We start from the raw sequence: 25,053 nt of genomic DNA on the forward strand, positions 1-25,053 counted from the left end.
TCCGCTTGGCACCGGCAGCTCACCCTGTCCGGTGCAACCCGCTACGGGCCGACATGCACCGGGAGCTCCCGGTGCCCGTTGGAGATGAAGCCGATTACCGGCCGCAGCTCCGCCGGATCGACAGCGAAGCGGAGCGCGGGGAAGCGTTCGAACAGGGCCGGAAGGGCGATAGCGGCTTCGAGACGGGCCAGCGGGGCACCGATGCAGTGGTGAGCGCCGTGCCCGAAGGCCACGTGGTCCTTCTTGATTCGCGTGATATCGAAGGTGGATGCGGTGGGGCCGTGCAGCTCGGGGTCGCGGCCCGCGGCGGCGTAGGAGGCGAGAATGGCTTCGCCCTTGGCGATGCGGATGCCCTCGATCTCGATGTCCTCGACCGCGTAGCGCAGCGGCAGGTGAGCGACCGGCGATTCGTAGCGCAGCGTTTCCTCGATGACATCTTCCCAGGTGGCGCGGCCCTCGCGGACCGCGGCCAGCTGCTCGGGGTGGGTGAGCAGGTTGAAGATGGCCTGGTCGAGCAGGTTGACGGTGGTTTCGTGGCCGGCGTTGATGACCAGCATCAGGGTGTCGACCAGCTCCTTCTCGGTCAGCCGCTCGCCGTCCTCGGCGCGGGTGGAGATCAGCACGCTCGTGATGTCGTCGCCGGGGTTGTCGCGGCGCAGGGCGACGAGTTCGCCGATCAGGCCGAACATTTCGACGTAGTTGGCCTGTGCGGCTTCCGGGGTGATCTCGGTGTCGAAGAAGCGGGCGACGCAGGTGCGCAGTGCGGGCTCCATCTCATCGGGTACGCCCATCAGTTCGCAGATCACCTGGATCGGCACCGGGTAGGCGAAACCCTCACGCAGATCGACGCTTTCACCGTCCGGAGTCTTCGCGATCTCGTCGAGCAGCGTGGTCACCAGCTCTTCGATGCGCGGACGCAGCGCCGCGGTCCTGCGGTGCGTGAAAGCGGGCGAGACCAGCTTGCGCAGCCGCCGGTGATCGGCCCCGTAGGCGGTGAACATGTTGTCCACCGCGACCCAGGCGAAAAGCGGCCAGTCCGCGGTGATTTCGCCGTTGCTGAACGAACTCCAGTGCTGAGCCGCGTCTTTCGACACCCGCGGATCGGCCAGCAGCCGCTTGAGCAGGTCGGCATCGGTCACCGACCAGGCGGGCACACCCATCAACTCGACCAAGGCCACCGGTCCGCGCGCGCGGATGCGCTCGTTCTCGCCTTGAATGTCGATGCCGGTCAGATCCAGCGCAAGAGGTTGAAGGCTCACAGTTCTCCTACATCACATTCAATGGCGGGCTGGCCGGGAAGGCCACCGGCAGCGCCGCCAGCGCCCGATGGAAAGGCCCAGGGCGCCAAGACAGTTCATCTGCTCGAACAGCCAAACGCAACTCAGGGAGCGCATCGAGCAACTGATCGACAGCCTCCTGCGCGACCAGTGAGGCCACCGACTTGGCGGGGCAGGCGTGCGGTCCGATGCTCCACGCCAGATGCGAGCGGTTGCCGATGCGTTCGCCGCCGCTGATCGCGGGGTCGTTGTTGCACCCGGCGAAGCTGATCATGACCGGTTGATTCGCGGGCAGCCACACATCGCCGATCGGAATCGGCTGGCGCGGATAGGAGATGGCGAAGTTCGCCATCGGCGGGTCGTTGAACAGCACCTCGTCCAGAGCGTCCCGGGTGGACAGACTGCCACCGAGCACGTCGCCGGCGAACCGGTCGTCGGTGAGGATCAACCGGAGCGTGTTGATGATGAGGTTCTGCTGCGGTTCGATCCCCGCGCCGTAGATGCTGATGATGTTGTAGAGCATCTCGGTGTCGTCGAGCCCGGCGTTGTGCTGCAGCAGACGGGTCACCATGTCGTCGCCGGGTTCGCGGCGCTTCAGCGCGATCAAGTCCATCAGGGCGGCGCTGAGCATGGTCATGCCGTGGACGGCGTTGTCGTCGACCGAGTCGAACAGCATGGCCATGCCCGTGGCGACCCGCTGCCCGATATCCGCTGGGCAGCCCAGCATTTGGTTGAGTCCGGCGAAGACCAGCGGGAAGGCGTATTGGGTGACCAGGTCCGCCTCGCCGCTTTCGCAGAAGGTGTTGATCAGCGGGATGGCATCGCGTTCGACGATGGCGTGCAGACTGTGCAGGTCGACGCCCTCGATCGCGCTGACGTTGGCCTGCCGGTAGCGCAGGTGCGTGACACCGCTGTTGCGCAACACATTCGGGTACCACATCATCATCGGCTTCACCGGGCAGTCGTCGGGAATCGTGTCCTGCCAGGCCCGCGGATCGGCCGGGAAATGGTCCGGGTCGTTCAGGATCCGCACCGCCTCGTGATAGCCGATCACAAGGGTCGCCGGCACCCCTGGCGCCAGCTCCACCGGCGCCAAAGAGCCGTAGGTACGGCGCAATTCGCGGTAGCTACCGTGCGGATCGGCGGCGAACTCGTCGGAATACATCGGGAACCGCGGTCCCCGCACGGCGGTGGACGGACCGATCGCCCAAGGGGCGGCCTCCGGCGGGCTGGGTAGGCGCGAGCTGGCCAATGGGGTGACTCCTGACGCGAATGAAACACGAACTCGTGCCTGACACACTATGGCGAATCACCATGCGCTCGTCCACCAGGCGGGGCCGCTACCACCACGGCGCCGGTTCGGCCAGTCCCGAAAACCTTGGCCGAAGACTGTGAGTTGTCCGAATCTTCTACCAGCACAACGCTATTACGCTGGACAGTGGTCGTACGTCCATCCGATCCCCGACCGAGGAGTCCGGCACCGTGCCCCACCCGACGCCACCGCCTGCCCGCACTGTCGTCGTGACCGCGGTGGAGATCTCCACCTCGCTCGGCCCCGACACCGAAAGCACCTGGAATGCCCTGCTTTCCGGATCCAGCGGAATTCGGGCTTTGAACGACCCGAACCTGCTGCGCTACGAACTGCCGGTCACCATCGGCGGCAAGCTCGTCCACGATCCGACCGATGACGTGGACCGGATCAAGAAGCGCCGCATGTGTTACGTGCAGCAGATGTCCTATGCCATGGGAAAACGGCTGTGGGACAACGCGGGACGGCCCGAGGTCGACCCCGACCGGCTGGGCGTGTGCATCGGCACCGGCATCGGCGGCCCCGACGCCATCGTGGCCGCCAACGACGCCATGCGCGAGCACGGATATCGCAAGATGTCGCCGTTCGCGGTACCGATGAGCATGCCCAACGGGGTCTCGGTGGTAACCGCGCTCGAGATCGGCGCCCGGGCCTTCGCGGTCACACCGGTGTCCGCCTGTGCGTCGGGATGTGAAGCGCTGGTTCATGCCTGGCGTGCGATCACCCTGGGCGAGGCCGACATGGTGGTGGCCGGCGGCGTCGAGGGCTACATCCATCCCATGCCGCTGGCCGGATTCTCCATGGTCCGGGCGTCGAGCACGCGCACCGGCGAGCCCGAGCGCGCATCCCGGCCCTTCGAGCGGGACCGCGACGGCTTCGTCTTCGGGGAGGCCGCTGCGCTGCTGCTGCTCGAAACCGAGGAGCACGCTCGTGCCCGCGGGGCGAAACCCCTGGCGCGGCTGCTGGGCACGGGCCTCACCACCGACGGCTTCCATCTCGTCGCACCCGATCCCGAGGGCACCGGCAACGCCCGCGCCATGCGCCGCGCCATCGAAACCGCCGGTGTCACAAGGCAAGACGTCGACCACGTGAACGCGCACGCCACCGGGACGACCATCGGCGACTTGGCCGAGGCCAAAGGCATCGCCGCCGCGATCGGCACCCATCCCGCGGTGTACGCGCCGAAATCGGCCCTGGGGCATTCTGTCGGCGCGGTCGGCGCGCTGGAGGCGGTGCTGTCGGTGCTCACGCTGCGGGACCAGGTGATCCCGCCGACCCTGAACCTGGACAACCAAGATCCGGAGATCGACCTCGACATCGTGCACGACAAGCCGCGGCATACGAATATCGAGTTCGCGATGAACAATTCGTTCGGGTTCGGCGGGCACAATGCCGCGGTGCTGTTCGGCCGGTACTGACAGCCGCTAGCGGGCCTTGGTCGCGACCGCGATGATGTAGTCCGCCCAGGGGCCCCACAGGTTGACGCCGGTGCGGCTGAAGGCCAGGCGCAGTACCGGATTGACGCGCCGCATGTCCCGTTCCCGCAGGCGCACGCTCAGGTAGCGGGCCAGCGGGCGGTAGACGTGACGTCGGATGGAATAGACGTCGGCGGTGTCGAAACCAGCTTCCAGCAACGCCTTTCGGTAGCGCCGGGCATCGTAGGCGTCGCGTCCGGCCCAGGACAGCCGCGCGGTTCCCGGCAGCACCCGCGGCACGATGTCGGCGGTCACCAACCGGCCACCCGGCGCCAGCACGCGATGCGCCTCGCCGAAGAAGCGCGGGTAGGACGGGAAATGGAAGGCCGACTCGAGGGCCGTGACCTTGGTCGCCGAACCGCTGTCGATCGGCAACGCGTCGGCCGAGCCGTGGACGTACTCGATCACCTTGTCCAGACCCAGGCTGGCGGCCCGTTGGCGGGCGATATCGATCTGTTCCTCGGCTACGTTCACGCCGATGATCCGGCGCGGGCCGAATTCGCGCGCCCACAGGAAATCCTGGTCGCCGTATCCGAAGCCGACGTCGACCTGGACGTCATTCGCACCGAGCGCGGCTTCCCGTCCGACCAGCCGGGCCAGATCCGCGCTCGCCTCGTCCAAGGTGGCCGGATCATCGCGCCAGTAGCCGAGATTGATGAACAGCGACTCCTCGCCGAAGAGGTTCTGGGTCCCGACGATGTCGTAGAGCCGGCCCACCCGCTCCGGCGTCGACTTCGCCCATGGCAGCGCGGCCAGCTTGCCCCACTCCCCCGACCAGCGGCGCAGCCGGCGGCCGAATGCCTCCTCGGATAACGCTGACAAGGAGCTCACCATCGAAACCTCCTGCGCACGACCGACTCCGGCTGGAGAAGCTGCCCCCAGTCTCCGCCGTGGACGCCCGCCGGTCAACTGCTGTCCCAGACAATCGCTGCCGAGTCATGGCGCGGCCGACACTTGTATCGTCCACCCGCGCCGCGGCCGACACGGGCTTCGCCTCGGCCGGCCATGGTCACCGCCATGCGTGCGGCCGGACTGCCCGATCAACTGGTCGCGGACGCACCACTGATGCTGTTCGGCTTCCTCAAGGGGTACCTGCTCGCAGTGCTCAGCGCCGCACCCGGAAAGACCGGCGACACACCGGAGATCGATCCGACGCGCTACCCGACGATGGCCGGGCTCACTCAGCGGATGCTCGACGCTGTGCTCACCGGCATCCGGGGCCAGGCCGAGCAGGTCGGTACGGCTCGTGCCTGACTGCCTGTCCGTCGGTGAAGCTTTGAAGGTTTGTACTCCCGCATTGCATAAATCTTCGCGAAGTCTCAACCGAACCTTCAACGATAATGTTCAAGCCATGAACGCGGCTGACGAGAACCTGACGATCGAACTCAGCATGGCCGAATTGCGGGAGGTCACCCGCTATGCCGTGGCCTGCGCCGAGCCAGTTCTGGCAATTTTCGAACGGGACTGCCCCGAGGACACGCGTCCGCGGGCCGTACTCGACGAGGCGCGAAAGTTCGCCGCTGGAGGCAAGCGCACAAAGGCGCTCCGAGTGACCGCGTTCGATGCGCACCGGGCCGCGAAAGCAGCTGCGGAGACGGGACATTCAGCCGCAGCCGACGCAGCACGCGCCGCCGGCAATGCGGGAGCGGCCGCGTACCTGCACCCACTGGCGAAAGCGACCCAGGGCGGCCACATCCTCATGTCGGCTGCCCACGCCGCCCGCGCACTCGAACTCGATGCCGACAACGACCACGACATCGCCGCCGCCTACGTCGAGAAGGCAACAGGCCTGGCCACCCCCATCGTGGTCAGCGTCCTGACGCGTTACCCGAAGGCCCCTGACGGTAGCGGCCGCGTCGGAGAGCTCTGGCGGGAACTCGACGCCGCATTGCGACAGTCAGCGACCAGCGACCGATAGCCGCCCTGGTCGAGGTAGCGCGTTGCCGCCGACGCGGAACAGCCAAGTCCGCAGTCGCGGTATACGAGCACGCTTGACACGCCAGAAAATTCAAGTGCACGCTGGCAAACCAACAGCCCATGCCTGTGCGGCCCCGCCATCATCGGGACCGAACTCCACCGCCACATTCATCAATTCCTTGCAGCCCTGTGCGCCTCGGTCGCTGCCGACCAGCTAGAAGCATCCAACGGTGCCGCCGAAAATCCTTCTGCAACCCCCTCGCAGCCTCAGTCGCTGCCGGACTGGCCGAGATGCAGCCAACGGGGGCGTCCAAAATTCCCTTGCAGCCCTGGCGGCCTCGGTGGGTACCGACCGAGAAGCAACCAACGATGGCCGTGAATGTTCAGTGCTGCCAGGCGGTTTCGCGGGCGGTGGTGGATGCCTGGTCCATGAGGCGGGTGATTTCGGTGCGGAGGCGGTCGGCGGTGGCTGGGATTGCTTGGATGCGTTCGTCTTCCCGGATGAGGTAGCGGCCGTCGTCGCGGTAGTCGATCACGTAGATCTGGGTGCCGCCTTCCTCCCAGCCGTTGAGGGAGGGGCCGGTGGCCACGCGCAATTCGGCGTAGGTGCGGAAGGGGCGTTTGAGTTGGCGGACAGCCTGTTCCGAAGGGGAGAGACGGTAGGAGTTGATGCGTTTGGGGCGGTGCAGTTCGTCGCGGTGGATGTTGATGCTGGGGCCGGAACCCGGCGCCGTGTCGGGGAGGACGGTGAGCAGGCGCTGCACCACCGCTTGCGCGGGGCGCAGGTCGACGCGGATGTTGCCGCCGACACCGAAAGCCGCGCCCGGCTTCTGGGCGACGACCGCGCCGTTGCCGGATTCGATTGCGGCACAGGCGCGGACCATGCGGTCGCGGCCGTCGTGGCGGTAGCCGAACAGTTCGATCCGCACATCGGCGTGCGCCAACGCGTGCAGGGCGGTGTAGAGCGAATCGTCGTCACCCATGGTGCGCATCAGCGATTCTGCGGCCGCCTTGCGCTGGATGTCGAACTCGACCTGCGTTTCCACCTCCGCGGCGAAGGTGAGCGGGAAGGGCATGCGGTCGCGGCCGAGTGCCTCCCAGGCGACCCAGAATTCGATCGGGGTCAATTCCCAGGTTCCGGTCACGGCTCTCCACCGATCACCGGCGGGGTGGCTTTCCGGTCGGGGCCGAGGAGTTCCTCGTGCACGCCGTAGAGGTAGTCGGGCGCTTTGTGCTCGGACTCGTCGTCCTGACCGTTCTGACCGCCGCGGCCTGGCATACCCATGCCGGGCATGCCGGAGCGGGCCGCCGAATTCGCCTTGCCGGAGTTGGCTGCTGCTGCTGCCGCCGCCGGGTTGGCTCCCGTGCCGGGAACGCTGGTGCCTTTGCCGGGTGTGCCCGAAGACGGGGTGCCGGTTCCGGAACGCGGGGTGCCCGTGCCGAGTCGGCTCGGGTTGGTGCCGACGGGGTTGGTGCCGACCGGGTTCGTGCTCGCCGGGTTCGTGCTGGCGGGATTGGTACCGGCCGGGTTCGTGCTCGCCGGATTGGTACTGGCGGGGTTGGTGCTCGCCGGGTTCGTACTCGCCGGATCGGTGCTGGCGGGGTTGGTGGTCTCCGGGTTTTGGGTTCCGGGTTGGCTGGGGTTGCCGTTCCCATTTCCGTTCCCGTTGCCATTCCCGTTTCCGTCGCCGGTGTTGGGGATGTCGGTGCCCGGCTTTGCGGCGGGTGTGACCGGGGTCGGGACCTTCGGGACATTGGCGTCGGCCTGCTCCGCGACCTGCTTGTAGACGGTTCGCATCACCTCGTTGGCCAAATCCTCGGCGTTCTTTGCCCGCCCGGCATCGTTGCCGCTGATCAGGCCGGAGACTTTGCCGTCGCCCAGCAGCGTGTCGCCGACCGAGCCGACGATGCTGGCGACTGTGCCGCCCTCGTTAGCCTCGGACGGCTGCGGAACCTGAAACTTGACCTGGCTGAAACCGGTGGAGGCTTCCTGAATCTTGTTGGCGATCAGATTGGCCGCTTGCTCGACCTTGTCCACGTCGCCGAGGTAGGACTTGACGCTTGTCAAGGCGCTGGTGGCGGCCGAACCGGACCAGCCACTGTCCATTTTCAGCTTGGTGTCGTCATAGAACTTGTCGCCGTGCGTCTTGGTCGCTGTGGCGAGATCCTTCCAAGCCCCGACGCTATTCCAGATATCTTCCAAGCCAATGTTATCGATGAAATTCATGATGCGGGCATGAGGCATCCCGACGAAGACCTCCATCTTCGGCGGCACAACGGTTGGCGCGTATTCACCGTTGAATCCGTCAGCGAGAGCCTTGTTCTCAGCGTAGATGCGGTCGCGTTCGGCATTGCCGGCGGCCTGTGCGTCTTGTTCCGCCTTCACCGGCGAGATGCCGTCATTGAACAGACCGGCGACGGGGGTGGCCACAAGGGCCACGGTTTGCTTGAAAATTTCGAAAGTCATGCTCTTCCCCCCGGTGTACTACCAGTCGATCTTGTGGGTCTGCGCCTTGATCTTGGCTTGGGTCTCCGCATCTGCGGCTTCGTAGGCAGCGCCCGCCTTGACGTACATATCACGCAGGGCATCGAGAATCTTGATGTGCTCTTCAATCGAGGCCGTGTAGGAACCGCTGCCAGCGCCACCAACTGCAAGGTCATAGAACTTTTGACCTAGAGCTTTCGACGAATCAAGATTGCTGAACGAACCCACTCGGACGAGGCTGTTTGCGCTTGTGGCCAGCTCGCGCAACTGTCCCGCGTATGTCTCACACAGAGCTGCCAAATTTCGCGCGGTTTCTCCATCGATGGAAAGGTTACCGGCTTGCGCTTCTCCGGCCAGCCGTTGAAATTCCTTGACTTGCTCTGCGGGGGTTGCCATCCGCTTGCCTTCCGGTAGTTCTACGAGCCGCCGCCATCAACGCGGGAGAGAGTCCACGATCTTCTCCGCAGCCGGGACAGCCATCGCACACGGATCGGTCGCGGTCTCACTATCGATGAACTTGTCGATGTTGACAGAGATAACACCTTGACTGGTGTCGAATGCCAACTCGCACTGCTTGGACGGTTTAGCCGATCCTAGGTAGAACTGGAGCGCGTCCCTGCCCTTGACTTTGACATCTCGAAAGTCGTGGAAATAGGTGTTGCGACGAAAATCGTCCAAAGTATTGGTAGTCGACGACACCAACATGAAATGACCCGAAGGTCCGTCTGACCCCTTCGCGGTCCATCGACACAACTTCCAATCCGCCCGCTCGCGAAAAATTGGGTTGGTGTTCTTGGTGCCAGGGTCCGCACCCGTAGCCGCGATCACCGAGTCCGGAAGACTGCACGGATCCCACAGCTGATCCTTGGTCAACTTCGCACTACTAGGCGTCTGACTCGTCTCCGGTCCCCCCGAACCTCCGACGGTACTCGAGCACCCCGCAACCACAAGCACCGCGCACGCCCCCGCCACAGCCGCCATTACTCGCATGAAACCCCCGGCCCTCGATGGAATCTTCCCCGCGAGACTAGCAGGTAGCCATGGCCCTGCTTCGGGAGAGATCATCTGGGTATTGACCCCGCATGGCGGTCGTGTTGAAGCGTGCGGTGACCACCCCGCTGCTGTATTTCTTCATCCTCGGGGACATTCTGGGCGCGGGTGTGTACGTGCTGGTCGGGTCGGTTGCGGGTGAGTCGGGCGGTGCGGTCTGGCTGCCGCTGTTGATCGCGCTGGGGCTGGCCACGCTCACCGCCGGGTCGTATGCCGAGCTGGCCACCAAATATCCGCGCGCCGGCGGGTCCGCCCATTACGTCACGCAGGCGTTCGGTCCGGCGGCCGGTTCGTTCATCGGGTTCTGCATGCTCGCCGCGGGTGTCGTGTCGGTGGGCGCGCTGGCCAGGGGGTTTGCCGGGGACTATCTTCAGGCGCTGGTTTCGTTGCCGACCTTGATCGTCGTCGTGGTCTTCCTGGTGTTGCTCGCCGCGCTCAATATTCGTGGAATCAAGGAGTCGCTGGGCGCGAATGTGGCCGCCACGCTCGTCGAGCTCAGCGGTCTGCTGCTGATCATCGGCCTGGGCGCCTGGGTCATGTTGCGCGGTGACGCGAACCTGGACCGTCTCACCGAGGTGGGCACCGCGGAGCACGGCGCGGTCGGCGCGGTGCTGGCCGGCACGGTGCTGGCCTTCTACTCCTTCGTCGGGTTCGAGACCTCGGTGAATCTGGCCGAGGAGGTCAAGGATCCGCGGCGCTCGTATCCGACGGCATTGTTCGGGGCGCTGCTCACGGCCGGGGTGGTCTATGTGCTGATCGGTGTGGTCGCCAGCGCCTCCGTCCCCACTGACCAGTTGGCCGAATCCAGTGGCCCGTTGCTGGAGGTCGTGCGCGTTGCCGGTGGCATCCCCGACTGGCTGTTCAGCGTGATCGCCTTGGTCGCCGTGGCCAATGGTGCGCTGCTCACCGGGATCATGTCGTCGCGGCTGGCTTACGGGATGGCCAACGACGGACTGCTGCCCCCGGTGCTCGCGCGGATCCTGCCGAGCAGGCGCACGCCGTGGGTGGCGATTATCGCGACCTCGGCGCTATCCCTGATCTTGGCGCTGACCGGCGAAGTCGAGTCGCTGGCCGCCACTTTGGTGTTGTTGCTCTTGTTCGTCTTCACGAGCGTCAACGCGGCCGTGCTGGTGCTGCGCCGGGACGAGGGCAAGCCCGACCACTTCCGGATTCCGACCGTCATACCCTGGCTGGGCTTGGCGTCGTGCCTGTTCCTGTTCACCCGGATCGAAGGCGAGGTCTGGGTGCGCGGACTCATCCTGGTCGCGTTGGGCGCAGTGCTCGCGGTGGTGAACGCGGTCCGATCGAAACGATCCGAAACGGGTAAACCGAACCAACAGAGGAGGATTCCCATGGCAGACCCTGAAGAGACCAACGAAGAAGAAGCCAAAGAACCCAGGGGTGGCCGGCCAGGCCCCAGCGATCAGGGTGGCGAGGGCGGCATGGCCACGCGTGAGGTCGCCCCGGAACTCGCCGAAACCGAAGGCGCGCAAGAACCGCCCGACTGAGTGCGGAAGATGCCCTACGAACCGGGCCGCGGGATTGTGATCTGTCCCGCATCTGGGTCCTGATTACCCGTTGTTCGCCCGCACCCCTTAACGTCGCCAAGGCACGACTGTTGGCAGGGAAGGTGGCGGCGAAAGTGGTTGGGACCCAGGCGAAGCTGGACGAGCTGGAGAAGATCCTGGCGATCGCCGCGGAACCGGCAGGTGAGGCCGGTATCGCCAAGCGGGCGAAGAAGGGCATTCCGAGTGTTCGCGAGCGGGTGCACATGCTGCTCGATCGCGGGACGTTCATCGAAACCGGCGCGTTCGCGCGGCAGCCGGGGCAATCGGATGCGCTCTACGGTGACGGGCTGGTCACCGGGCGCGGGTCGATCGGTGGTCGTCCGGTGGTGGTGATCGCCCACGATCAGACCGTGTACGGCGGGTCGGTCGGCATCACCTCCGCGCGCAAGTTCATGCGGGCGTTGCAGCTCGCGTTCGACAACGCGTGCCCGGTGGTGACGATCAACGACTCCGGGGGTGCGCGGATCCAGGACGCGGTCGGCTCGATCGCGTCGTTCGGCGATATTTCCCGGGTGCTGGAGAAGCTGTCCGGGTATGTGCCGCAGGTGTCGATCATTCTCGGAAAGTGCGCGGCGGGTTCGGTGTACGGGCCGATCAACACCGACGTGCTCATCGGCACTCCGGATTCCTACATGTTCGTCACCGGGCCGGAGGTGATCAAAGCCGTCAACGGTGAGGACATCAGCGCCGAGGCGCTCGGTGGCGCCGAGGTGCAGGCCAAGCGCGGCACCCTGCATCACGTGGCCGAGTCCGAGCAGGCTGCCTACGACTGGGCGCGGCAGTATCTGAGCTACATGCCGACGAGTTGTCTCGAGCAGCCGCCGGTCGTCAATCCCGGCCTGGAGCCGGAGATCACGGCTTATGACCGCGAGCTCGAGAAGATCATCCCGGATTCCGATCGCACCGGGTACGACATGCACGAGATCCTGCTGCGGATCTTCGACGACGGTGAATTCCACGAGGTCCGTGCGGCTTTCGCGCCGAACCTGATCACCGGGTTCGCCCGGGTCGACGGCTGTCCGGTCGGGGTGATCGCCAATCAGCCGCTGGTGCTGGGTGGTTCGATCGATGCCGCCTGCTCGGACAAGTCGACCTACTTCATCCGGTTGTGCGACGCGTTCAATATTCCGCTGGTGTTCGTGGTCGACACCCCGGGCGTGCTGCCGGGTCTGGAGCAGGAAGCCAACGGTGTGATCATCCGCGGCGGCCGGGTGCCGCGCGCGATCATCGAGGCGACGGTGCCGATCATCAATCTCGTGGTGCGCAAGTCCTACGGTGGCGCCTACGGCATGATGGCGGCCCGGCAGGTCGGCGCCGATATCAGTTTCGCGTGGCCGACGGCCCGGATCGCGGTGATCGGCGCCGAGAGTGCGGTCGATCTGATCGGTAAGCGGCAACTGGCGGCGGTGCCGGAGGAGCAGCGGGCGGCGGCGCGCGAGTTCATGGTCAATCACTACAACGAGACGATCGCCACTCCGTGGATCGCGGCCGAGCGCGGGTACATCGACGCGGTCATCGAACCGGCGTCCACCCGGCTGGAGATCCGGCATGCGCTGCGGCTGTTGCGCGACAAGCAGCCGACCAAGCCGGAGTTCAATCCGCGCAAGCATTCGGTGTATCCGATGTAGACATGGTGGTGCATCGTTTATGCATCAATGCGCGAGTAGGCTGGAGGCATGACGGTCTCTATCGCGCTGTTCACCCGTGACTTGCGCCTGCGGGACAATCCCGTGCTCACCTCCGCCGCCCGCGAGGCGACGGAGGTGGTGCCGCTGTTCGTCCTCGACGAGGACATCGTGCGCCGGACCCGGCACGCGCCGAACCGGCTGCGGTTCCTGCTGGCGGCGCTGACCGAGCTCGACACCGAACTACGGGCCCGGGGCGGGCGGCTTGTGCTGCGGCGCGGGCGGACGGTCGACGTGGTCGAGCAGGTGGCGACCGAAGTCGGCGCGACCGCCGTGCACATCGCCGAGGATGTCAGCCGGTACAGCCAGAGCCGGGAAAACGCGCTGTGGGAACGGCTTTCGCAGGGCGGGTTCAAGGTGCGGACGCATGCGGCGTCGATCACCGCCGTCGATCCGGCCGACGTGAAGCCCGATACCGGCCGCGGGCACTACGCGGTGTTCACGCCGTACTTTCGGAAGTGGCTCGAGACGCCCATGCGGCGGCCGCTGCCGGCGCCCGACCGGCTCGTCGTGCCGGCGATCGCGAGCGATCCGATTCCCGACCCCGGGGACCTCTGCGAAGCGCCCGGGTCGCCCGGTCTACAGGTCGGCGGCGAGATCACCGGCCGGAAACTGCTGGCGCACTGGCTTTCCGGGCCGGTGCTCTACTACGCCGAGCGAAAGGATTCGCTGGCGATCACCGGCACCTCGGGACTGTCCCCCTACCTGCATTTCGGCTGCCTGTCAGCGGCCGAAGTGGTGTATCGCACCGATGCCGCGACCAGCGGCGGGCATGCCTTCGTCCGGCAGGTGGCCTGGCGGGACTTCCATCATCAGGTGCTGGGCGACCGGCCCGAGGTCGCGACGCACGATTACCGCTCCGAGAACAGGTCGTGGGTGCATGAGCCGGATGGTCTGGCGGCCTGGCAGGCGGGCCGCACCGGATATCCGGTGGTCGACGCGGCGATGCGACAACTGACCGAGGAAGGCTGGATGCCCGGCCGTGCACGCATGATCGCGGCCAGCTTCCTGAGCAAGACGCTGAAGGTGGATTGGCGGCTGGGCGCGGAGCACTTCGAACGCTGGCTGGTCGACGCCGATATCGCGAACAATCGCTTGAACTGGCAGTGGGTTGCCGGGACCGGCACCGATACTCGATCGAGCCGGGTATTGAATCCGCTGCGTCAGGCCGACCGGTATGACCCCGACGGGGTCTACGCGCGGCGCTGGCTGCCCGAACTCGCACACCTGCACGGTGGCGAGGTGCACCGCCCGTGGCGCGCCGACGTGCCGGGCTCGGTGTATCCCGCGCCGATCGTCGAATTCCGCGGCATGTAGCTCTGCATCAATTTTGCATCGTTTGTTCGGTACGGCGGCGGGTATGTCCTCCGTCGATCAGCTCACTGAATCTCAGTTGGAGGAACGAATGAACAGCAATCGCATTCAGCGGACGGCGGCCGTTCTGGCCGGAATGGCGATCGCGGTGGCGGCGGCCCCCGCGTTCGCCGCGGCGGAGCCGGTGACGCCGGTGCCGCGGTTGGACGTCGAGCGCTACCTGGGTACATGGCAGCAACTCGCCGCGATTCCACAGCCGTTCAATCTCGTCTGCGCGCGCGACACCCGCGCGAACTACAGCCTGAACGCCGGCGGTGACATCGCCGTCCGGAACTCGTGCACGACCTGGGTGGGTGGCGGGAACGAGATCGCCGGGGTGGCGAAGGTGACCGACCCGCAAACTCAGGCCCAGCTGGCGGTCAGTTTTCGCGGCGAGGCCAATCCGCGCACCAATTACGTTGTGACAGCGATTGATCCGGACTATTCCTGGGCGCTGGTGGTCAATCCGGAACGCACCGCCGGGTTCGTGCTGTCGCGCGCGGCTGCCCCGAGTACCGAGCAGTGGACCGAGATCCGGACCGCCATCGCGGCCGCGGGCGTGGACTCCTGCCTGTTCCTCACCTCGCCCACCACCGGTGGCGCCGAGGAGATCGTGCCCCTGTGCACCCGCTGACCGGCTCAGCCGAGCTGTTCGACAGCGGCACTGAGGCTGTCGATCCGGGTGACCTCACCCGGCAGGATCAGGGTGTCCCAGCCGGGGCCGCCGACATAGACCGTCGCGCCCGCGTCCGAGCACACCCGCAGGGCCGAGGTGAGCGCCGTGGCTTCCTGTTGCGACCACAGCAGGACCGTGGCCGGGGACGGAAGGCGGGCCAGGGTGTCGCGCAAAGCGGCGGTCGGCACGTCCGGGCCGAGCATGTGCGCGCCGACGCCGCGTTCGGCCAGCGCGGCGCGCAGGACTTCCACTGGCAGCGAATGTGTTTCGCCGCTGGTACAGGCGAGTACCAGGGGTCTGGGTGGGGTACCGGGCGGCGGCGCGGCGCGATGCAGGGTGGCGATGATGCACCACGACAGCAGGTGCTCCACATCGACGCAGCCTTCGCCGCCGAGCTGCCGGTCCACGATGTCGGCGAACGCGGGTCGGCACAGTCGATCCCAGGTATCGACCACACCGTAGTCGCGCAGATGTGCCTCCAGCAGCGCGCAGACCGACCAGCTCTCCAGGGCGAACGCCGCGGTCAGCAGCGCGGCCTTGTCGCCCAGCGGCAGCGCCGGACCGCGAGCGGTAGCCGCGGCGCCCGCGGCGGTCGCGCCGGCCTTGATCAGATCCACCATCCGGGTCAGCACGGCGATATCGGCCTCGGTGTAGAGGCGGTGCCGGCCGGGTCGCTCCTGCGGCGGGCCGATCCGGTAGCGCTGATTCCAGCTGCGCAGCGTGGCGGTCGGAATCCCGAGCCGTTCGGCCACCACGCGCACCGAGTAACCGGCGTGCTCGGAAGTGGGTTTCGGACCGTCTGGCATGTCCTGATTGTGCCTGCCGTAGGGCAACGGTCGCGCGCCTGGCTAAGGTCGAGTGGCGTGCTGCTCGACCAAGTCGACGGCAATCTGCCCGTCGGCACCGAACGGGAGAGGTGATCCGCGTGCGCTGTGTCGTGTTCGGGGCGACCGGATATATCGGCGGCCGTCTGGTTCCGGAATTGCTGAGCGCGGGGCATTCCGTGCGAGTTCTGGCTCGGGATCCGCGCAAGCTGCGGGAAGTCCCGTGGCGAGATCAGGTCGAGGTGGTGCGTGGTGATGTCACCAGCGAGGAGGACGTGCGGGCCGCCCTCGACGGTCAGGAAGTCCTGTACTACCTGGTGCATTCGCTGACCCGGGCCGATTTCGACAGTGTCGATCGGGAGGCGGCGCGGATCGTCGCCGCCGAAGCCGATCGGGCGGGGCTGTCCCGGCTGGTGTATCTGGGTGGGATCACGCCGGACGGTCAAGCGCTGTCGCGCCACCTCGCCTCCCGGGCCGAGGTCGGCGAGATCCTGCTCGGGGCGCGCACGCCCGCCGCGGTGTTGCGGGCGGCGGTGATCATCGGATCCGGATCGGCCAGTTTCGAGATGCTGCGCTATCTCACCGAGCGGCTGCCGGTCATGGTGACGCCGCGCTGGGTGCGCAACCGTATCCAGCCGATCGCGGTGCGGGACGTGCTGTACTACCTGGTTCGAGCGGCGGAACTGCCGCGCGACGTCGACGACGCCTTCGATATCGGCGGGCCCGATGTGCTGACCTACCTGCGCATGATGCGCGACTACGCGTCCGTCGCGGCACTACCGCAACGGGTGATCGTGCCTGTTCCGGTGCTGACCCCGTGGCTGTCGGCGCAGTGGGTGAACCTGGTGACGCCGGTGCCCCGGTCTATCGCCGTGCCGCTCATGGAATCGCTGGTCAACGACGTCGTCTGCGCGGACCATCGTATCGCCGAGCATATTCCGGACCCGCCTGACGGACTAACACCCTACCGCCGGGCAGTCGCGTTGGCGCTCAACAAGATTCGCGATCTGGATATCCCCACCCGATGGTCGGACGCCAATCTCGCGGGCGCACCATCGGATCCGCTGCCCACCGATCCGGACTGGTCCGGTGGCACGCTGTACTCCGATGTGCGCGAAGGCGAAACCAGCGCGGATCCGGCCACACTGTGGGCGGTGCTGGAGGCCATCGGCGGTGAAAACGGCTGGTACTCCTTCCCGTTGGCGTGGTCGCTACGCGGCTGGATCGACCGGCTGGCGGGCGGAGCCGGGCTGCGGCGCGGCCGGCGTGATCCGCATCGCCTGCGGGAAGGCGAGGCGCTCGACTGGTGGCGAGTGGAACATCTCGACCGCCCCAACCTGCTGCGGCTACGTGCCGAAATGAAAGTGCCTGGCCGAGCCTGGCTGGAGCTCTCCGTCGCCACCGGACCGGACGGGCGCACCCGGTATCACCAACGCGCGCTGTTCGAACCGCACGGACTCGCAGGGCATCTGTATTGGAAAGCGATTTCGCCGTTCCACGCCGTGATCTTCGGCGGCATGGTCCGGAATATCACCGGCGCTGCCGAGCGGGCAGTCAGTTAGGGCTGGACTTTCCGGAAAGCCATTCGCCGTTTCACACTGTGATCGTCGGCGGCACGGTCCCGAATATCACCGGCACTGCCGAGCGGGCGGTCAGTTACGGGCTCTATTTCGCGGTGAAGCGGTGATCAGGGTGCGGTCGCCGACGCGGGCGGTGAGTTACGGCTCTACATCGCGGCGGTGGCGGCGATCCAAGTGCATTCGCCGACGCGGGCAGTGAGTTACGGCTCTACTTCGCCGCGATGGCGGTGATCAGGGTGCGGTCGCCGACGCGGGCGGTGGTGATGGTCTGGGCGTATTTCTGCGGTTCCCGGTCGCCGGGCCATTTTTCGTGCAGCTCGACGTTCCAGACGTGGCCGTCCTTGTCGGCCTGGGTCAGGTACACGCAGTACTGGGTGCCGTTGGGTTGCTTGTCGATTCCCTTTTGGATCGTTTCGGCGGGCGGCAGTTTGGCTTCGGCGGTGGTGTAGGCGCGGGCTTTGGCGGCGCTGCGGTCGACGTAGTACGCCCATTCGAAGCCGAAGATCGCGTCGACCGGGGTTGCGGTGGAGCCGGGTTCGGCGCCGACTGCGGCGCCGGGGGTGCGGGTTTTGGTGCAGCCGGTGGTGGCGTGGCCCCAGGGTGAGGATGGAACGGAGGATGCCGCCGGTTGCGTCGCAGTCGAGCTGGGGCCGGTCGCGGTGGGCGGTTGCTCGGTGCGGGTGTTGGCCATGATGACCAGCACCACGACGCCGATCACCACCACCCACACCAGAATTCCGATCAGCACGCTGACGGCTTTCGAGGCTCCGCTGCGCGCGGACCATGCGCTGCGGTTGCGGTCGGCTGTCGCGCGGAGGATGCCGCGGCCGCCGGAGCGGTCTCGGAATGCGGCGCGGGCGGCGGTGCCGTTGTCGGCGTAGTCGATGGTGTCGTCGTAGTTGTCGGGGAGGTCCCAGTCGGGGGCTTCGCCGTCGAAATCGTCGTCGGGCAGGTCGGGATCGGCTTCGGCGGCTTCGGATTCCGGGGCCTTAAGGGCGGGATCGCTCATCCAGTCCTCCCATTCACCGGCCCAGCTGGCGGCGCCGTCTTCGGGCGGCAGGGGCGGCGGTGGGGTGGAGTGGTTCCATTGTTCGGCGAATTTGGCCGCGTCGAAGGGTTCCTCGTATTCGCGTTCCTGGCGACGCCGCCGTTTCGCGGCGCGCTTCAAAGTTCCGGAGCCAGGACGTTTCAGGCCCGGGAACGCGGGCAGGCCAGGCAGGACGAACGGGTTGTCCGACGCCGGTGGCGTGATCGCGGGTGGGGGTTGGCGGCGGTTCTTCCGGCGCCGGGAGGTTGGTCGGGCCATCCTCACCTCACGACGGTTGCGGTGTGACGCCGAGTTGGCCGGTGCGCGGCCTCGGGTGCTCCTGGTCCTGGCCTTGCGCGTTCGGCTTCGCGATGGGTGGCACCACGACCCCCGGACCCGGGTTGGTGTTCGGCGCTGGATTCGACGGAGCCGGTGTGTTGGGTTGATCCGGGGTGGTGGGCGTGACCGGAGCCTGCGTGGTGGGCTTCGGCTGGGTCGAAGGCGTTGTGTCGCTGGGTTTCTGGGAGCCGTTGGTGTTGGCCGCGAACGGGCCCTGGCCGCCGTTGACGCCCGGGTTGTTGCTGGACGGCGAGTTCGAAGTGGATGGGTTGGTGTTGTTCGTGGTGTTGGTGTCGGGACTGATCGCCTGCTGCGCGGTGGTGGCGGCCTGATCGATCACCTTCTCCCCCAGCCCCGCGGCCTTGTCGATGGCCTCGGTGCCCAGAGACACCAGCGCGTCGATGATCTCGGTGCCCAGGGTGACGCCGGCGCTGATCACCTCTTTGCCCAGCGTGACCCCGGCGCTGATCAGCGCCTTCTGCAGCGCGGTATGCGCGTCGGAGACGTCGTCGTCGTTCTCGCCGTCGTCGAAGTCGTCGCCGCCGATCCCGCTCTGCGACAGGTACTTCTGCAGCGTCGAGCTGTCCGCGGTGCTGTCGTTGGTCAGGGCGTTGGCCTGGCGCTGCAGGGTGGACATCTCGTCGCGGGCGGTGTCGACGACGGCGATACCGTCGGCGATATAGTCGCGGGCCAGCCTGATAATTTTGTCGACGTCGGCCTGCGACTGCGCGGATTTGGCCATCGGGTTGGCCTTGTCCCGGAACGCGGCGATCAGTGCGTCCAGTTTGCCGGCCGCCGTCGCGCGGGTGTTGTAGGCCTTGGTGAGCAACGTGCGGAGCTGGGTGGTGCTGGCGCCGAGGGTGGAGACCTGCGAGCCGGTCTTCTTCACCGTGGGCAGCACCACTTCGGCGCTGTCGGTTGACTCCAGCTGGTAAATGCCGGTGCGGACCGGAGATTCGGTGGACTCGGCCGCCGAGGCTGCGGCGACCAGGGCGGCGGTGGTTTCCGCGCTCGGCTCGGTACCCTCACCGACGGCGTCGCGCAGCTGTAGCAGCGGGGCGATCAAAGCCTGCACGGTGGCGTGGTCGTTGGTTTTGGCCATCGCTCAGCTCTCCTGGTCGGTGAGCCGGGCCATCGCCGCGGCCGTGGCGTCGTCGATGCCTTGCACGCGGTCGGCGAAGGCGCTGATGATGGTGGCGTGCGCGTCGATCAGCGCGGCGGCCGTGCGGACGGTGTCGGCGTGCGATTGCGCCGCACCCGTCCAGGCCTTCGCGAAATCAGCGCCGAGCAGGCCGAGGCCGGACAGATCCGCGCCGGCGGCGGTGTCGGTGTGGCTCGCAGTGGTGCCCAGCAGGCCCGAAACCTCAGCGGCCGCAGCGGCATAGGTGGCGACGGCCTCGGGGTCGACATTCAGCTCAGACATGAACCCCCCTTGAAAGCATGATCAATCAACAGGTCGTGAATTACCACCTTACTGCTCCCTTCGCCGGGCGGGAATCTCTGGAACTACCTGGCGAGTGAGATCCGGTGAGGCTCAGAATATCCTGCGACGCCGACAACCGAGCGGCGACTGCATCATGTTCTGGTTATTCGGGTTTCCCAGGCTGGCTGCCGCAGCGCATGGGCCGCCACGCGGACGAGGGGCTCGTTCATTGCGCCCTCGCGTTCGGGTCTCGACGCCGCCCTCTGATCCCCGGCTGACCAGCGCTCCACCCAAGACTTCACTGTCGAATCTTCTTCGGATCTCGAAACGCGCCCACAGTGGGGCACCTGCGACGACATCGAGCGTTCGAGCGGATTTTGCGGCAGGGAAGCCCGGTCGGGGCGCCCAACGTAACCAGCATCTTTGGGGTGGCGGTGCAGGAGGCACCGGAGGTCCGGTCCTCAAACGTCTACCGGGCAGCGACGGTTGGGCAACCGTCAGGTGGGCGCTCCAGCACGCCCCTGCGAGGTGGTGACTGTTCGGTGCCCGGCAGAGGGCTGGTTTCGGTGCGTCCGCGGGGTCGGCGGTTGGGGATCGAAAACCTTCCCGGACAGAGTGGTCTAACAGGGGCGCTGGTGACCGTTCGGTACCCGGCAGAGCGCTGGTTGCGGTGCGTCCGCAGGGTGGCGGCGGTCGAGGGATCGAACAACCCTCCCGGACAGGGTCGTCCAGGAGTGGTGCTGTGGTCCAGAGATCTAGCCCAATCATGCGGGGCGCGTTGACAGCCCTACCGGACTTACCACTCACCTTTAGTGCCGACGCTCGATTCGGTCCTCGGTCACCCGGCTGTGGTCCGGTCCAGAACATTCCAAAAAGACAGAAAAGAGAATCGGTGCGGATGAACAGCTTCAGAGGCACTGTGGAGACAAACCGAAACAGTCGCATCACGTAACACATTGTGCAGCAGTGACTTTCGATCGCGTGTCCAGTGTGAAGAGATCGAATTCAGACCCGATTATCGATAGCTATCGGCTTTGAACGGCGATAGAATTCACACATGCGTTCGACCAGCCCAGTGGTACCAGTACAGCGGGTCACCGACCCGCTACTGACCGCCGCCACCAACCTCGGCGACACCACGGTGACGCTGCTCTCGGATGAGGCTGTGCTCGAAGCGATACGCGAGCTCGAACGCGCCCGGCGGGTGCTGGATTCCTTCGCCCACAAACTGATCGTGCGCGCCACCGAAGGCGGACTCCCCGCCCGCACCGGTGCTGGCACCACGAAAAAACTGCTGATCCAAACCCTGCGGATCTCCCATGCCGACGCCGCCGCCCGCATCGCGGCCGCTGCGGCTTTGGGTGTGTGGCATGACATCCCGGGCGAGGATGTCGAGCCCCGCCACCCCGCGACCGCAGCCGCCCAAGCCGAAGGCGAGATCTCCACCGATCATGCACGTGAGATCGCGAAAGTGTTGAAGCGTGTCCCCGGCTCGATCACGAACACCGATTTCGAAGCCGCCGAACACATCCTGGCCACCGCCGCCCGCGCTGTCACGCCCGAAGACGTCACCAACATCGGCCGCGACATCCTGGCCCGCCTCGACCCTGACGGCAGCCTCACCGACGACACCGACCGCCAACGTCAACGCAGCCTGCGCATCGGTAAGCAACGCGCTGACGGGATGTCACCGATCAGCGGCGACATCACCCCCACCCTGCGCGCCCTGCTCGACCCTGTCCTCGCGAAACTGGGCCGCCCGGGCATGAACAATCCCGACGACCCCGACAGCCCTTCCGGCAATATCGAACACATCGACCGGGAAGTGTTAGACGCGGCCGCCAAACGTGACACTCGCAGCGCCGCGCAACGCACCCACGACGCGTTGGTCGCGCTGTTGTCGCCGGGCACCGACCCTGCCAACCTGGGAACCCATCGCGGACTGCCTGTCTCGACGATCCTGTCGATCAGCATCGAGGACATCGAAAATGCTGCCGGGGTCGCCACTACCGCTACCGGGGGCACGGTCCCGATCGGGGAGGCGTTGAGGCTGGCCGAACGGGCTCTGCCGTGGCTGATGGTTTTCGACCATGCCGGTGTGCCACTGCATTTGGGGCGTACCAAACGCCTCGCCTCGGCTGGTCAACGCCTTGCGTTGATCGCTGCCCTGCGGGGCTGCACCCGCCCCGGCTGCGACGCACCGGCAAGTCTTTGCGCGGTCCATCACGTCACCGACTGGAACAAAGACGGCAACACTGACATCGACAATGAAACCTTGGCCTGCGACCGCTGCCACGCCTTGGTCCATGACGGACCCGGCGGCTGGAAAACCGTTGTCCTCAGCAATGATTCGGATTATCCGGGTCGGACCGGGTGGATCGCACCATCCCACATCGACCCCACCCAAACACCACAGGTCAACCACCGCCACCATGCCAGCGAACTCCTCGCCGAAACCCTCGCGCGCATCCACGACCACCGCGAACGAGACCGTGAGCAACGCCGACGCTGGCTCGATGATCTAGCGCCAGACACACCTGCTGCCTGAACCCGTGGTGCCGCCGCCGTCGGGCACCACGGGAAACTTGCGCGCATCCACGACCACCGGGACCAAAGCCGTGAACAACGCCGGCGCTGGCTCCACGACCTAGGGCCAGACAAACCTGCCGCCTGGCCGCGGAACCGTCCCGTCCGTGCGGTGGATTCCCGCGCATCGATAGCAAGTCCACCAGCCGAATGATTTGGCGCCCCAACAGCATCCATCAGGTGGGGACCGTTGTATCCGAGTGGCATTCGTGGATCGCGGTCGAAAATGAGTGGATCGCTCCACCCACGTCCCAGACAGAACCGCCTACCCCTTCGGCGACCTGCTCGTCCCACTCGGAGAGCGCATGGGCGCTTCCTCTTGCGGGGCGGAATTCCGCACTCGGACAACCGTAGTGGCCGGGGCATGCCACCCTCGATCCTCATGAACGAGGACTATGTCGCTGACATCCGGAAGCTTGCCGGATTGGCCACGCCTATGGCTTTGCGGGTGGCGGTGACCCTCGGGCTGCCGGATCGGTTGCGTGGAGATGGTGTCGCCGTCGAGCGCGTCGCGACTGAGCTCGAGGTGTCAGTCGTGGGGCTCGAATTGCTTGTGGGCCATCTTGAAACACTCGGCATCGTGCGGTGTGTACCGGCCGGGTATGTGACCACCGGCCTCGGTGCGGCGCTGTGTAGTGACGCGGGCAACGGTCTGACCAACTTTCTGCATCTGGACATGGCCGGTGGTCGTGCCGAGTTGGCGTTCACTGAGCTCCTGCACAGCGTCACCACCGGTGCGGCGGGTTACGGGCGGCGCTATGGGCTGGATTTCTGGGCCGACCTCGCCCAGAACCCCGAGCTGCGTGCGTCTTTCGACCAGCAGATGACGGATCGATTCCGCGAGCAGGTCCCCCGGATCGTCGCGGGCTACGACTGGGGCCGCTTTCCCAGCATCGTCGACGTTGGCGGCGGTCACGGCACTCTGCTCGCCGCGGTCCTCGACCACTATCCCGGGATCTGTGGCCACCTGATTGATCTCGAAGCGACTGCGACCGAGGCCCGCCGCGTCTTCACCGAACGTCAGATCACAGACCGAGTCCACGTGACCGCCCAGAGTTTCTTCGACCCTCTCCCCCGAGGCGCACAAGCCTATTTGCTCTGCGACATCCTGCATGACTGGGACGACGAGCACGCGCACCGAATTCTCGCCCGCTGCGTCGAGGCCGCCGACCCCACCAGCCGCGTCCTCGTCATCGAACCCGTCGGCGGCCGCCATGCCAATACCGAATTCGATCTGGCCATGCTCGTCATCTTCGGCGGCCGTGAACGCCGAATCGACGAATTCCGCACTCTCGCTGCGCCGCACGGCTTAGTACTCGACACCGTGACCGACCTGACCGATCAACGCTGCCTGCTGGAATTCCGCCTCCGCGCCCTGCAACCTGGTGACGAGGTCACCCTGGAGTAGACACGCGGGCAGGAGCTGCGGCAGCAGGCGGTCGCGATTCACAATGTCCACTCATCACTGAAATCCGCGTGATCAGCCCACGTGTGCGCCAAGAACCTCAGCATCGAGTCGCCGAGCAAACCCCCGTGCCGCTGGGCAAACACCAGAATGTGCCGTTTGCCGACGATCTCGCGTAACTCCCGTGCCCGCTTGATCTCGCTCGCAATGCGCAGTGCGGCGAGTTCGTCCTCCGAGATCCGCTCCCGAATGAAGGCCTCGATTTCGAGATGCTGTGCTCTCACGAATCATTGGACGCAACCGCGGTCGACACGGTTCCATCGGTGCGAACCGCGTGTCCTTCAGGTTTCCAGAGGTAGCGAATATCCGGTTCCCGCTCCGCATTTCGCATGCCATCTGTCCGCTCCACCTCGACGAACCCATGCCGGACATAGAACCGCCGCGCCGCACCATTCACCTGAAATGTCCACAGCTCCAACCTCTCCGGCCGCCGCTGCTTGGCCAACTCCATGAAATGGTCGCCGAGTCCGCGCCCACGCCAGTCCGGCGCCAGATAGAGCTGCTCCAGCTCCACGTCCGCCAGGACCAGCATGCCGCGTACCACGCCGTCGGCAACCGCCACCCACGTCTCACGCTGCGGCACAACGACACTGGCGAACCATCGCCGAACGTCGTCGTCATCGTGGGCACGCCGCACCGTAGGCAACGCTGCGTCGAAGGACCGCAGCCATACCTCGGCTACCGCGGCAGCGTCCGAATCCTCCGCACGCCGCAAGAAAAGATCCACGGCCCCAACCTAAGTCACCGGCTCCGTACTCGAAACGATGTGCCCGCCGCAGCGGCTCGTACGCGAGCTCTGCCTTTCGATACCCGAAACGACGGCCCCGCAGCAGCTCATAAGCGAACTATGCCTTTTCGATACCCGAAACGATGTGCCCGCCGCAGCAAGTCATAAGCGAACTCCGCCTTTTCGATACTGCTCCGCCCGATGATCGAGCCGCATGACCGATGCTCACTGATGCGCAGCTGAACCGCAAGCAAGCCGGACCAGCAGCCGTTGCTGAGATCTAGGCG

23 protein-coding genes are annotated in these 25,053 nt (G+C 66.2%); 10 read left to right on the plus strand and 13 right to left on the minus strand.

Annotated features, from left to right (window positions below):
• Positions 1 to 41: 41 nt before the first annotated feature.
• Positions 42 to 1,259 (minus strand): cytochrome P450, encoded by a 1,218-nt coding sequence (locus IBX22_RS34385; protein WP_194819987.1) that lies wholly within the window; start codon positions 1,257 to 1,259, stop codon positions 42 to 44.
• A 7-nt stretch (positions 1,260 to 1,266) separates the two neighbouring features.
• Positions 1,267 to 2,529, minus strand: coding sequence for a cytochrome P450 (locus IBX22_RS34390; protein ID WP_194819988.1), 1,263 nt, complete (start codon positions 2,527 to 2,529; stop codon positions 1,267 to 1,269).
• Between the two features lie 230 nt (positions 2,530 to 2,759).
• Here IBX22_RS34390 and IBX22_RS34395 point away from each other — a divergent pair, with 230 nt between their 5' ends.
• Positions 2,760 to 4,004 carry a KasA/KasB family beta-ketoacyl-ACP synthase gene (locus IBX22_RS34395; RefSeq protein ID WP_194819989.1) on the plus strand — a complete coding sequence of 415 codons (1,245 nt, stop codon included), beginning with the start codon at positions 2,760 to 2,762 and terminating at the stop codon, positions 4,002 to 4,004.
• Positions 4,005 to 4,010: 6 nt separating this feature from the next.
• Here IBX22_RS34395 and IBX22_RS34400 read toward each other — a convergent pair whose 3' ends face one another.
• Positions 4,011 to 4,895, minus strand: coding sequence for a class I SAM-dependent methyltransferase (locus IBX22_RS34400; RefSeq protein ID WP_194819990.1), 885 nt, complete (start codon positions 4,893 to 4,895; stop codon positions 4,011 to 4,013).
• A 183-nt stretch (positions 4,896 to 5,078) separates the two neighbouring features.
• On the opposite strand from IBX22_RS34400, the gene IBX22_RS34405 reads away from it, so the two are divergent.
• Positions 5,079 to 5,315, plus strand: a complete 237-nt coding sequence (locus tag IBX22_RS34405) for a hypothetical protein (RefSeq protein ID WP_194819991.1) — start codon at positions 5,079 to 5,081, stop codon at positions 5,313 to 5,315.
• Positions 5,316 to 5,412: 97 nt separating this feature from the next.
• Positions 5,413 to 5,979 (plus strand): putative immunity protein, encoded by a 567-nt coding sequence (locus IBX22_RS34410; protein ID WP_194819992.1) that lies wholly within the window; start codon positions 5,413 to 5,415, stop codon positions 5,977 to 5,979.
• A 382-nt stretch (positions 5,980 to 6,361) separates the two neighbouring features.
• On the opposite strand, the gene IBX22_RS34415 is transcribed toward IBX22_RS34410, so the two are convergent.
• Genes IBX22_RS34415 through IBX22_RS34430 form a run of 4 tightly spaced genes read right to left on the minus strand, consistent with a single transcriptional unit; the run spans position 6,362 to position 9,528 of the window.
• Complete coding sequence (locus IBX22_RS34415; RefSeq protein ID WP_194819993.1) at positions 6,362 to 7,123, minus strand: ESX secretion-associated protein EspG; 762 nt, start codon at positions 7,121 to 7,123, stop codon at positions 6,362 to 6,364.
• Entirely contained in the window at positions 7,120 to 8,445 is a 1,326-nt protein-coding gene (locus IBX22_RS34420) for a hypothetical protein (RefSeq protein WP_194819994.1), read from the minus strand. Before IBX22_RS34420 ends, IBX22_RS34415 begins: the two co-directional genes overlap by 4 nt.
• An 18-nt stretch (positions 8,446 to 8,463) precedes the next feature.
• Positions 8,464 to 8,859 (minus strand): hypothetical protein, encoded by a 396-nt coding sequence (locus tag IBX22_RS34425; protein ID WP_194819995.1) that lies wholly within the window; start codon positions 8,857 to 8,859, stop codon positions 8,464 to 8,466.
• A 36-nt stretch (positions 8,860 to 8,895) separates the two neighbouring features.
• The gene (locus IBX22_RS34430; RefSeq protein WP_309234910.1) at positions 8,896 to 9,528 is read right to left on the minus strand and encodes a DUF3558 domain-containing protein; all 633 of its coding nucleotides are present in this window, start codon (positions 9,526 to 9,528) and stop codon (positions 8,896 to 8,898) included.
• Positions 9,529 to 9,545: 17 nt separating this feature from the next.
• Between IBX22_RS34430 and IBX22_RS34435 the strand changes: the two genes are divergently transcribed.
• The 4 genes from IBX22_RS34435 (at position 9,546) to IBX22_RS34450 (ending at position 14,753) form a co-directional block, all read left to right on the plus strand.
• Positions 9,546 to 11,021, plus strand: a complete 1,476-nt coding sequence (locus IBX22_RS34435) for an APC family permease (protein ID WP_228540066.1) — start codon at positions 9,546 to 9,548, stop codon at positions 11,019 to 11,021.
• 134 nt (positions 11,022 to 11,155) lie between these two features.
• The gene (locus IBX22_RS34440; RefSeq protein ID WP_194819997.1) at positions 11,156 to 12,709 is read left to right on the plus strand and encodes an acyl-CoA carboxylase subunit beta; all 1,554 of its coding nucleotides are present in this window, start codon (positions 11,156 to 11,158) and stop codon (positions 12,707 to 12,709) included.
• 48 nt (positions 12,710 to 12,757) lie between these two features.
• Complete coding sequence (locus IBX22_RS34445) at positions 12,758 to 14,083, plus strand: deoxyribodipyrimidine photo-lyase (RefSeq protein ID WP_194819998.1); 1,326 nt, start codon at positions 12,758 to 12,760, stop codon at positions 14,081 to 14,083.
• Between the two features lie 88 nt (positions 14,084 to 14,171).
• Positions 14,172 to 14,753 carry a lipocalin family protein gene (locus IBX22_RS34450; protein WP_194819999.1) on the plus strand — a complete coding sequence of 194 codons (582 nt, stop codon included), beginning with the start codon at positions 14,172 to 14,174 and terminating at the stop codon, positions 14,751 to 14,753.
• A gap of 5 nt (positions 14,754 to 14,758) precedes the next feature.
• Here IBX22_RS34450 and IBX22_RS34455 read toward each other — a convergent pair whose 3' ends face one another.
• The gene (locus IBX22_RS34455; RefSeq protein WP_194820000.1) at positions 14,759 to 15,601 is read right to left on the minus strand and encodes a MerR family transcriptional regulator; all 843 of its coding nucleotides are present in this window, start codon (positions 15,599 to 15,601) and stop codon (positions 14,759 to 14,761) included.
• Positions 15,602 to 15,711: 110 nt separating this feature from the next.
• On the opposite strand from IBX22_RS34455, the gene IBX22_RS34460 reads away from it, so the two are divergent.
• Complete coding sequence (locus tag IBX22_RS34460) at positions 15,712 to 17,181, plus strand: SDR family oxidoreductase (protein ID WP_309234911.1); 1,470 nt, start codon at positions 15,712 to 15,714, stop codon at positions 17,179 to 17,181.
• A 226-nt stretch (positions 17,182 to 17,407) separates the two neighbouring features.
• Here the strand turns inward: IBX22_RS34460 and IBX22_RS34465 are convergent, their stop codons facing one another.
• The 3 genes from IBX22_RS34465 to IBX22_RS34475 are packed head-to-tail and all read right to left on the minus strand — an operon-like array spanning position 17,408 to position 19,988.
• The gene (locus tag IBX22_RS34465; protein WP_194820002.1) at positions 17,408 to 18,505 is read right to left on the minus strand and encodes a hypothetical protein; all 1,098 of its coding nucleotides are present in this window, start codon (positions 18,503 to 18,505) and stop codon (positions 17,408 to 17,410) included.
• Positions 18,506 to 18,512: 7 nt separating this feature from the next.
• On the minus strand, positions 18,513 to 19,667 hold the full coding sequence (locus tag IBX22_RS34470) for a DUF3824 domain-containing protein (protein ID WP_194820003.1): 1,155 nt from the start codon (positions 19,665 to 19,667) through the stop codon (positions 18,513 to 18,515).
• 3 nt (positions 19,668 to 19,670) lie between these two features.
• Positions 19,671 to 19,988: a hypothetical protein gene (locus tag IBX22_RS34475; RefSeq protein WP_194820004.1), complete on the minus strand. Its 318-nt coding sequence runs from the start codon at positions 19,986 to 19,988 to the stop codon at positions 19,671 to 19,673.
• 1,057 nt (positions 19,989 to 21,045) lie between these two features.
• Here IBX22_RS34475 and IBX22_RS34480 point away from each other — a divergent pair.
• Together IBX22_RS34480 and IBX22_RS34485 are read left to right on the plus strand one after the other, a co-directional pair.
• A complete protein-coding gene (locus IBX22_RS34480) occupies positions 21,046 to 22,536 on the plus strand; it encodes an HNH endonuclease signature motif containing protein (protein WP_194820005.1) in 1,491 nt (496 codons plus the stop codon).
• A gap of 420 nt (positions 22,537 to 22,956) precedes the next feature.
• Positions 22,957 to 23,982, plus strand: a complete 1,026-nt coding sequence (locus IBX22_RS34485) for a methyltransferase (protein ID WP_228540068.1) — start codon at positions 22,957 to 22,959, stop codon at positions 23,980 to 23,982.
• Between the two features lie 38 nt (positions 23,983 to 24,020).
• Here IBX22_RS34485 and IBX22_RS34490 read toward each other — a convergent pair whose 3' ends face one another.
• Together IBX22_RS34490 and IBX22_RS34495 are read right to left on the minus strand one after the other, a co-directional pair.
• Complete coding sequence (locus IBX22_RS34490; RefSeq protein ID WP_194820007.1) at positions 24,021 to 24,263, minus strand: hypothetical protein; 243 nt, start codon at positions 24,261 to 24,263, stop codon at positions 24,021 to 24,023.
• Positions 24,260 to 24,766, minus strand: a complete 507-nt coding sequence (locus tag IBX22_RS34495; RefSeq protein ID WP_194820008.1) for a GNAT family N-acetyltransferase — start codon at positions 24,764 to 24,766, stop codon at positions 24,260 to 24,262. Before IBX22_RS34495 ends, IBX22_RS34490 begins: the two co-directional genes overlap by 4 nt.
• Positions 24,767 to 25,053 lie beyond the last annotated feature (287 nt).

Source organism: Nocardia sp. XZ_19_385, from assembly GCF_015355755.1.
Classification (GTDB): domain Bacteria; phylum Actinomycetota; class Actinomycetes; order Mycobacteriales; family Mycobacteriaceae; genus Nocardia.

What these genes read in the sequence shown, in the direction of transcription:
- IBX22_RS34475 (WP_194820004.1), bottom strand. Translation starts at nt 19,988, where the DNA reads ATGTCTGAGCTGAATGTCGACCCCGAGGCCGTCGCCACCTATGCCGCT.
- IBX22_RS34470 (WP_194820003.1), bottom strand. Translation starts at nt 19,667, where the DNA reads ATGGCCAAAACCAACGACCACGCCACCGTGCAGGCTTTGATCGCCCCG.
- IBX22_RS34410 (WP_194819992.1), top strand. Translation starts at nt 5,413, where the DNA reads ATGAACGCGGCTGACGAGAACCTGACGATCGAACTCAGCATGGCCGAA.
- IBX22_RS34480 (WP_194820005.1), top strand. Translation starts at nt 21,046, where the DNA reads ATGCGTTCGACCAGCCCAGTGGTACCAGTACAGCGGGTCACCGACCCG.
- IBX22_RS34420 (WP_194819994.1), bottom strand. Translation starts at nt 8,445, where the DNA reads ATGACTTTCGAAATTTTCAAGCAAACCGTGGCCCTTGTGGCCACCCCC.
- IBX22_RS34400 (WP_194819990.1), bottom strand. Translation starts at nt 4,895, where the DNA reads ATGGTGAGCTCCTTGTCAGCGTTATCCGAGGAGGCATTCGGCCGCCGG.
- IBX22_RS34430 (WP_309234910.1), bottom strand. Translation starts at nt 9,528, where the DNA reads ATGATCTCTCCCGAAGCAGGGCCATGGCTACCTGCTAGTCTCGCGGGG.
- IBX22_RS34405 (WP_194819991.1), top strand. Translation starts at nt 5,079, where the DNA reads ATGCGTGCGGCCGGACTGCCCGATCAACTGGTCGCGGACGCACCACTG.
- IBX22_RS34455 (WP_194820000.1), bottom strand. Translation starts at nt 15,601, where the DNA reads ATGCCAGACGGTCCGAAACCCACTTCCGAGCACGCCGGTTACTCGGTG.
- IBX22_RS34435 (WP_228540066.1), top strand. Translation starts at nt 9,546, where the DNA reads ATGGCGGTCGTGTTGAAGCGTGCGGTGACCACCCCGCTGCTGTATTTC.
- IBX22_RS34445 (WP_194819998.1), top strand. Translation starts at nt 12,758, where the DNA reads ATGACGGTCTCTATCGCGCTGTTCACCCGTGACTTGCGCCTGCGGGAC.
- IBX22_RS34425 (WP_194819995.1), bottom strand. Translation starts at nt 8,859, where the DNA reads ATGGCAACCCCCGCAGAGCAAGTCAAGGAATTTCAACGGCTGGCCGGA.
- IBX22_RS34450 (WP_194819999.1), top strand. Translation starts at nt 14,172, where the DNA reads ATGAACAGCAATCGCATTCAGCGGACGGCGGCCGTTCTGGCCGGAATG.
- IBX22_RS34465 (WP_194820002.1), bottom strand. Translation starts at nt 18,505, where the DNA reads ATGGCCCGACCAACCTCCCGGCGCCGGAAGAACCGCCGCCAACCCCCA.
- IBX22_RS34485 (WP_228540068.1), top strand. Translation starts at nt 22,957, where the DNA reads ATGAACGAGGACTATGTCGCTGACATCCGGAAGCTTGCCGGATTGGCC.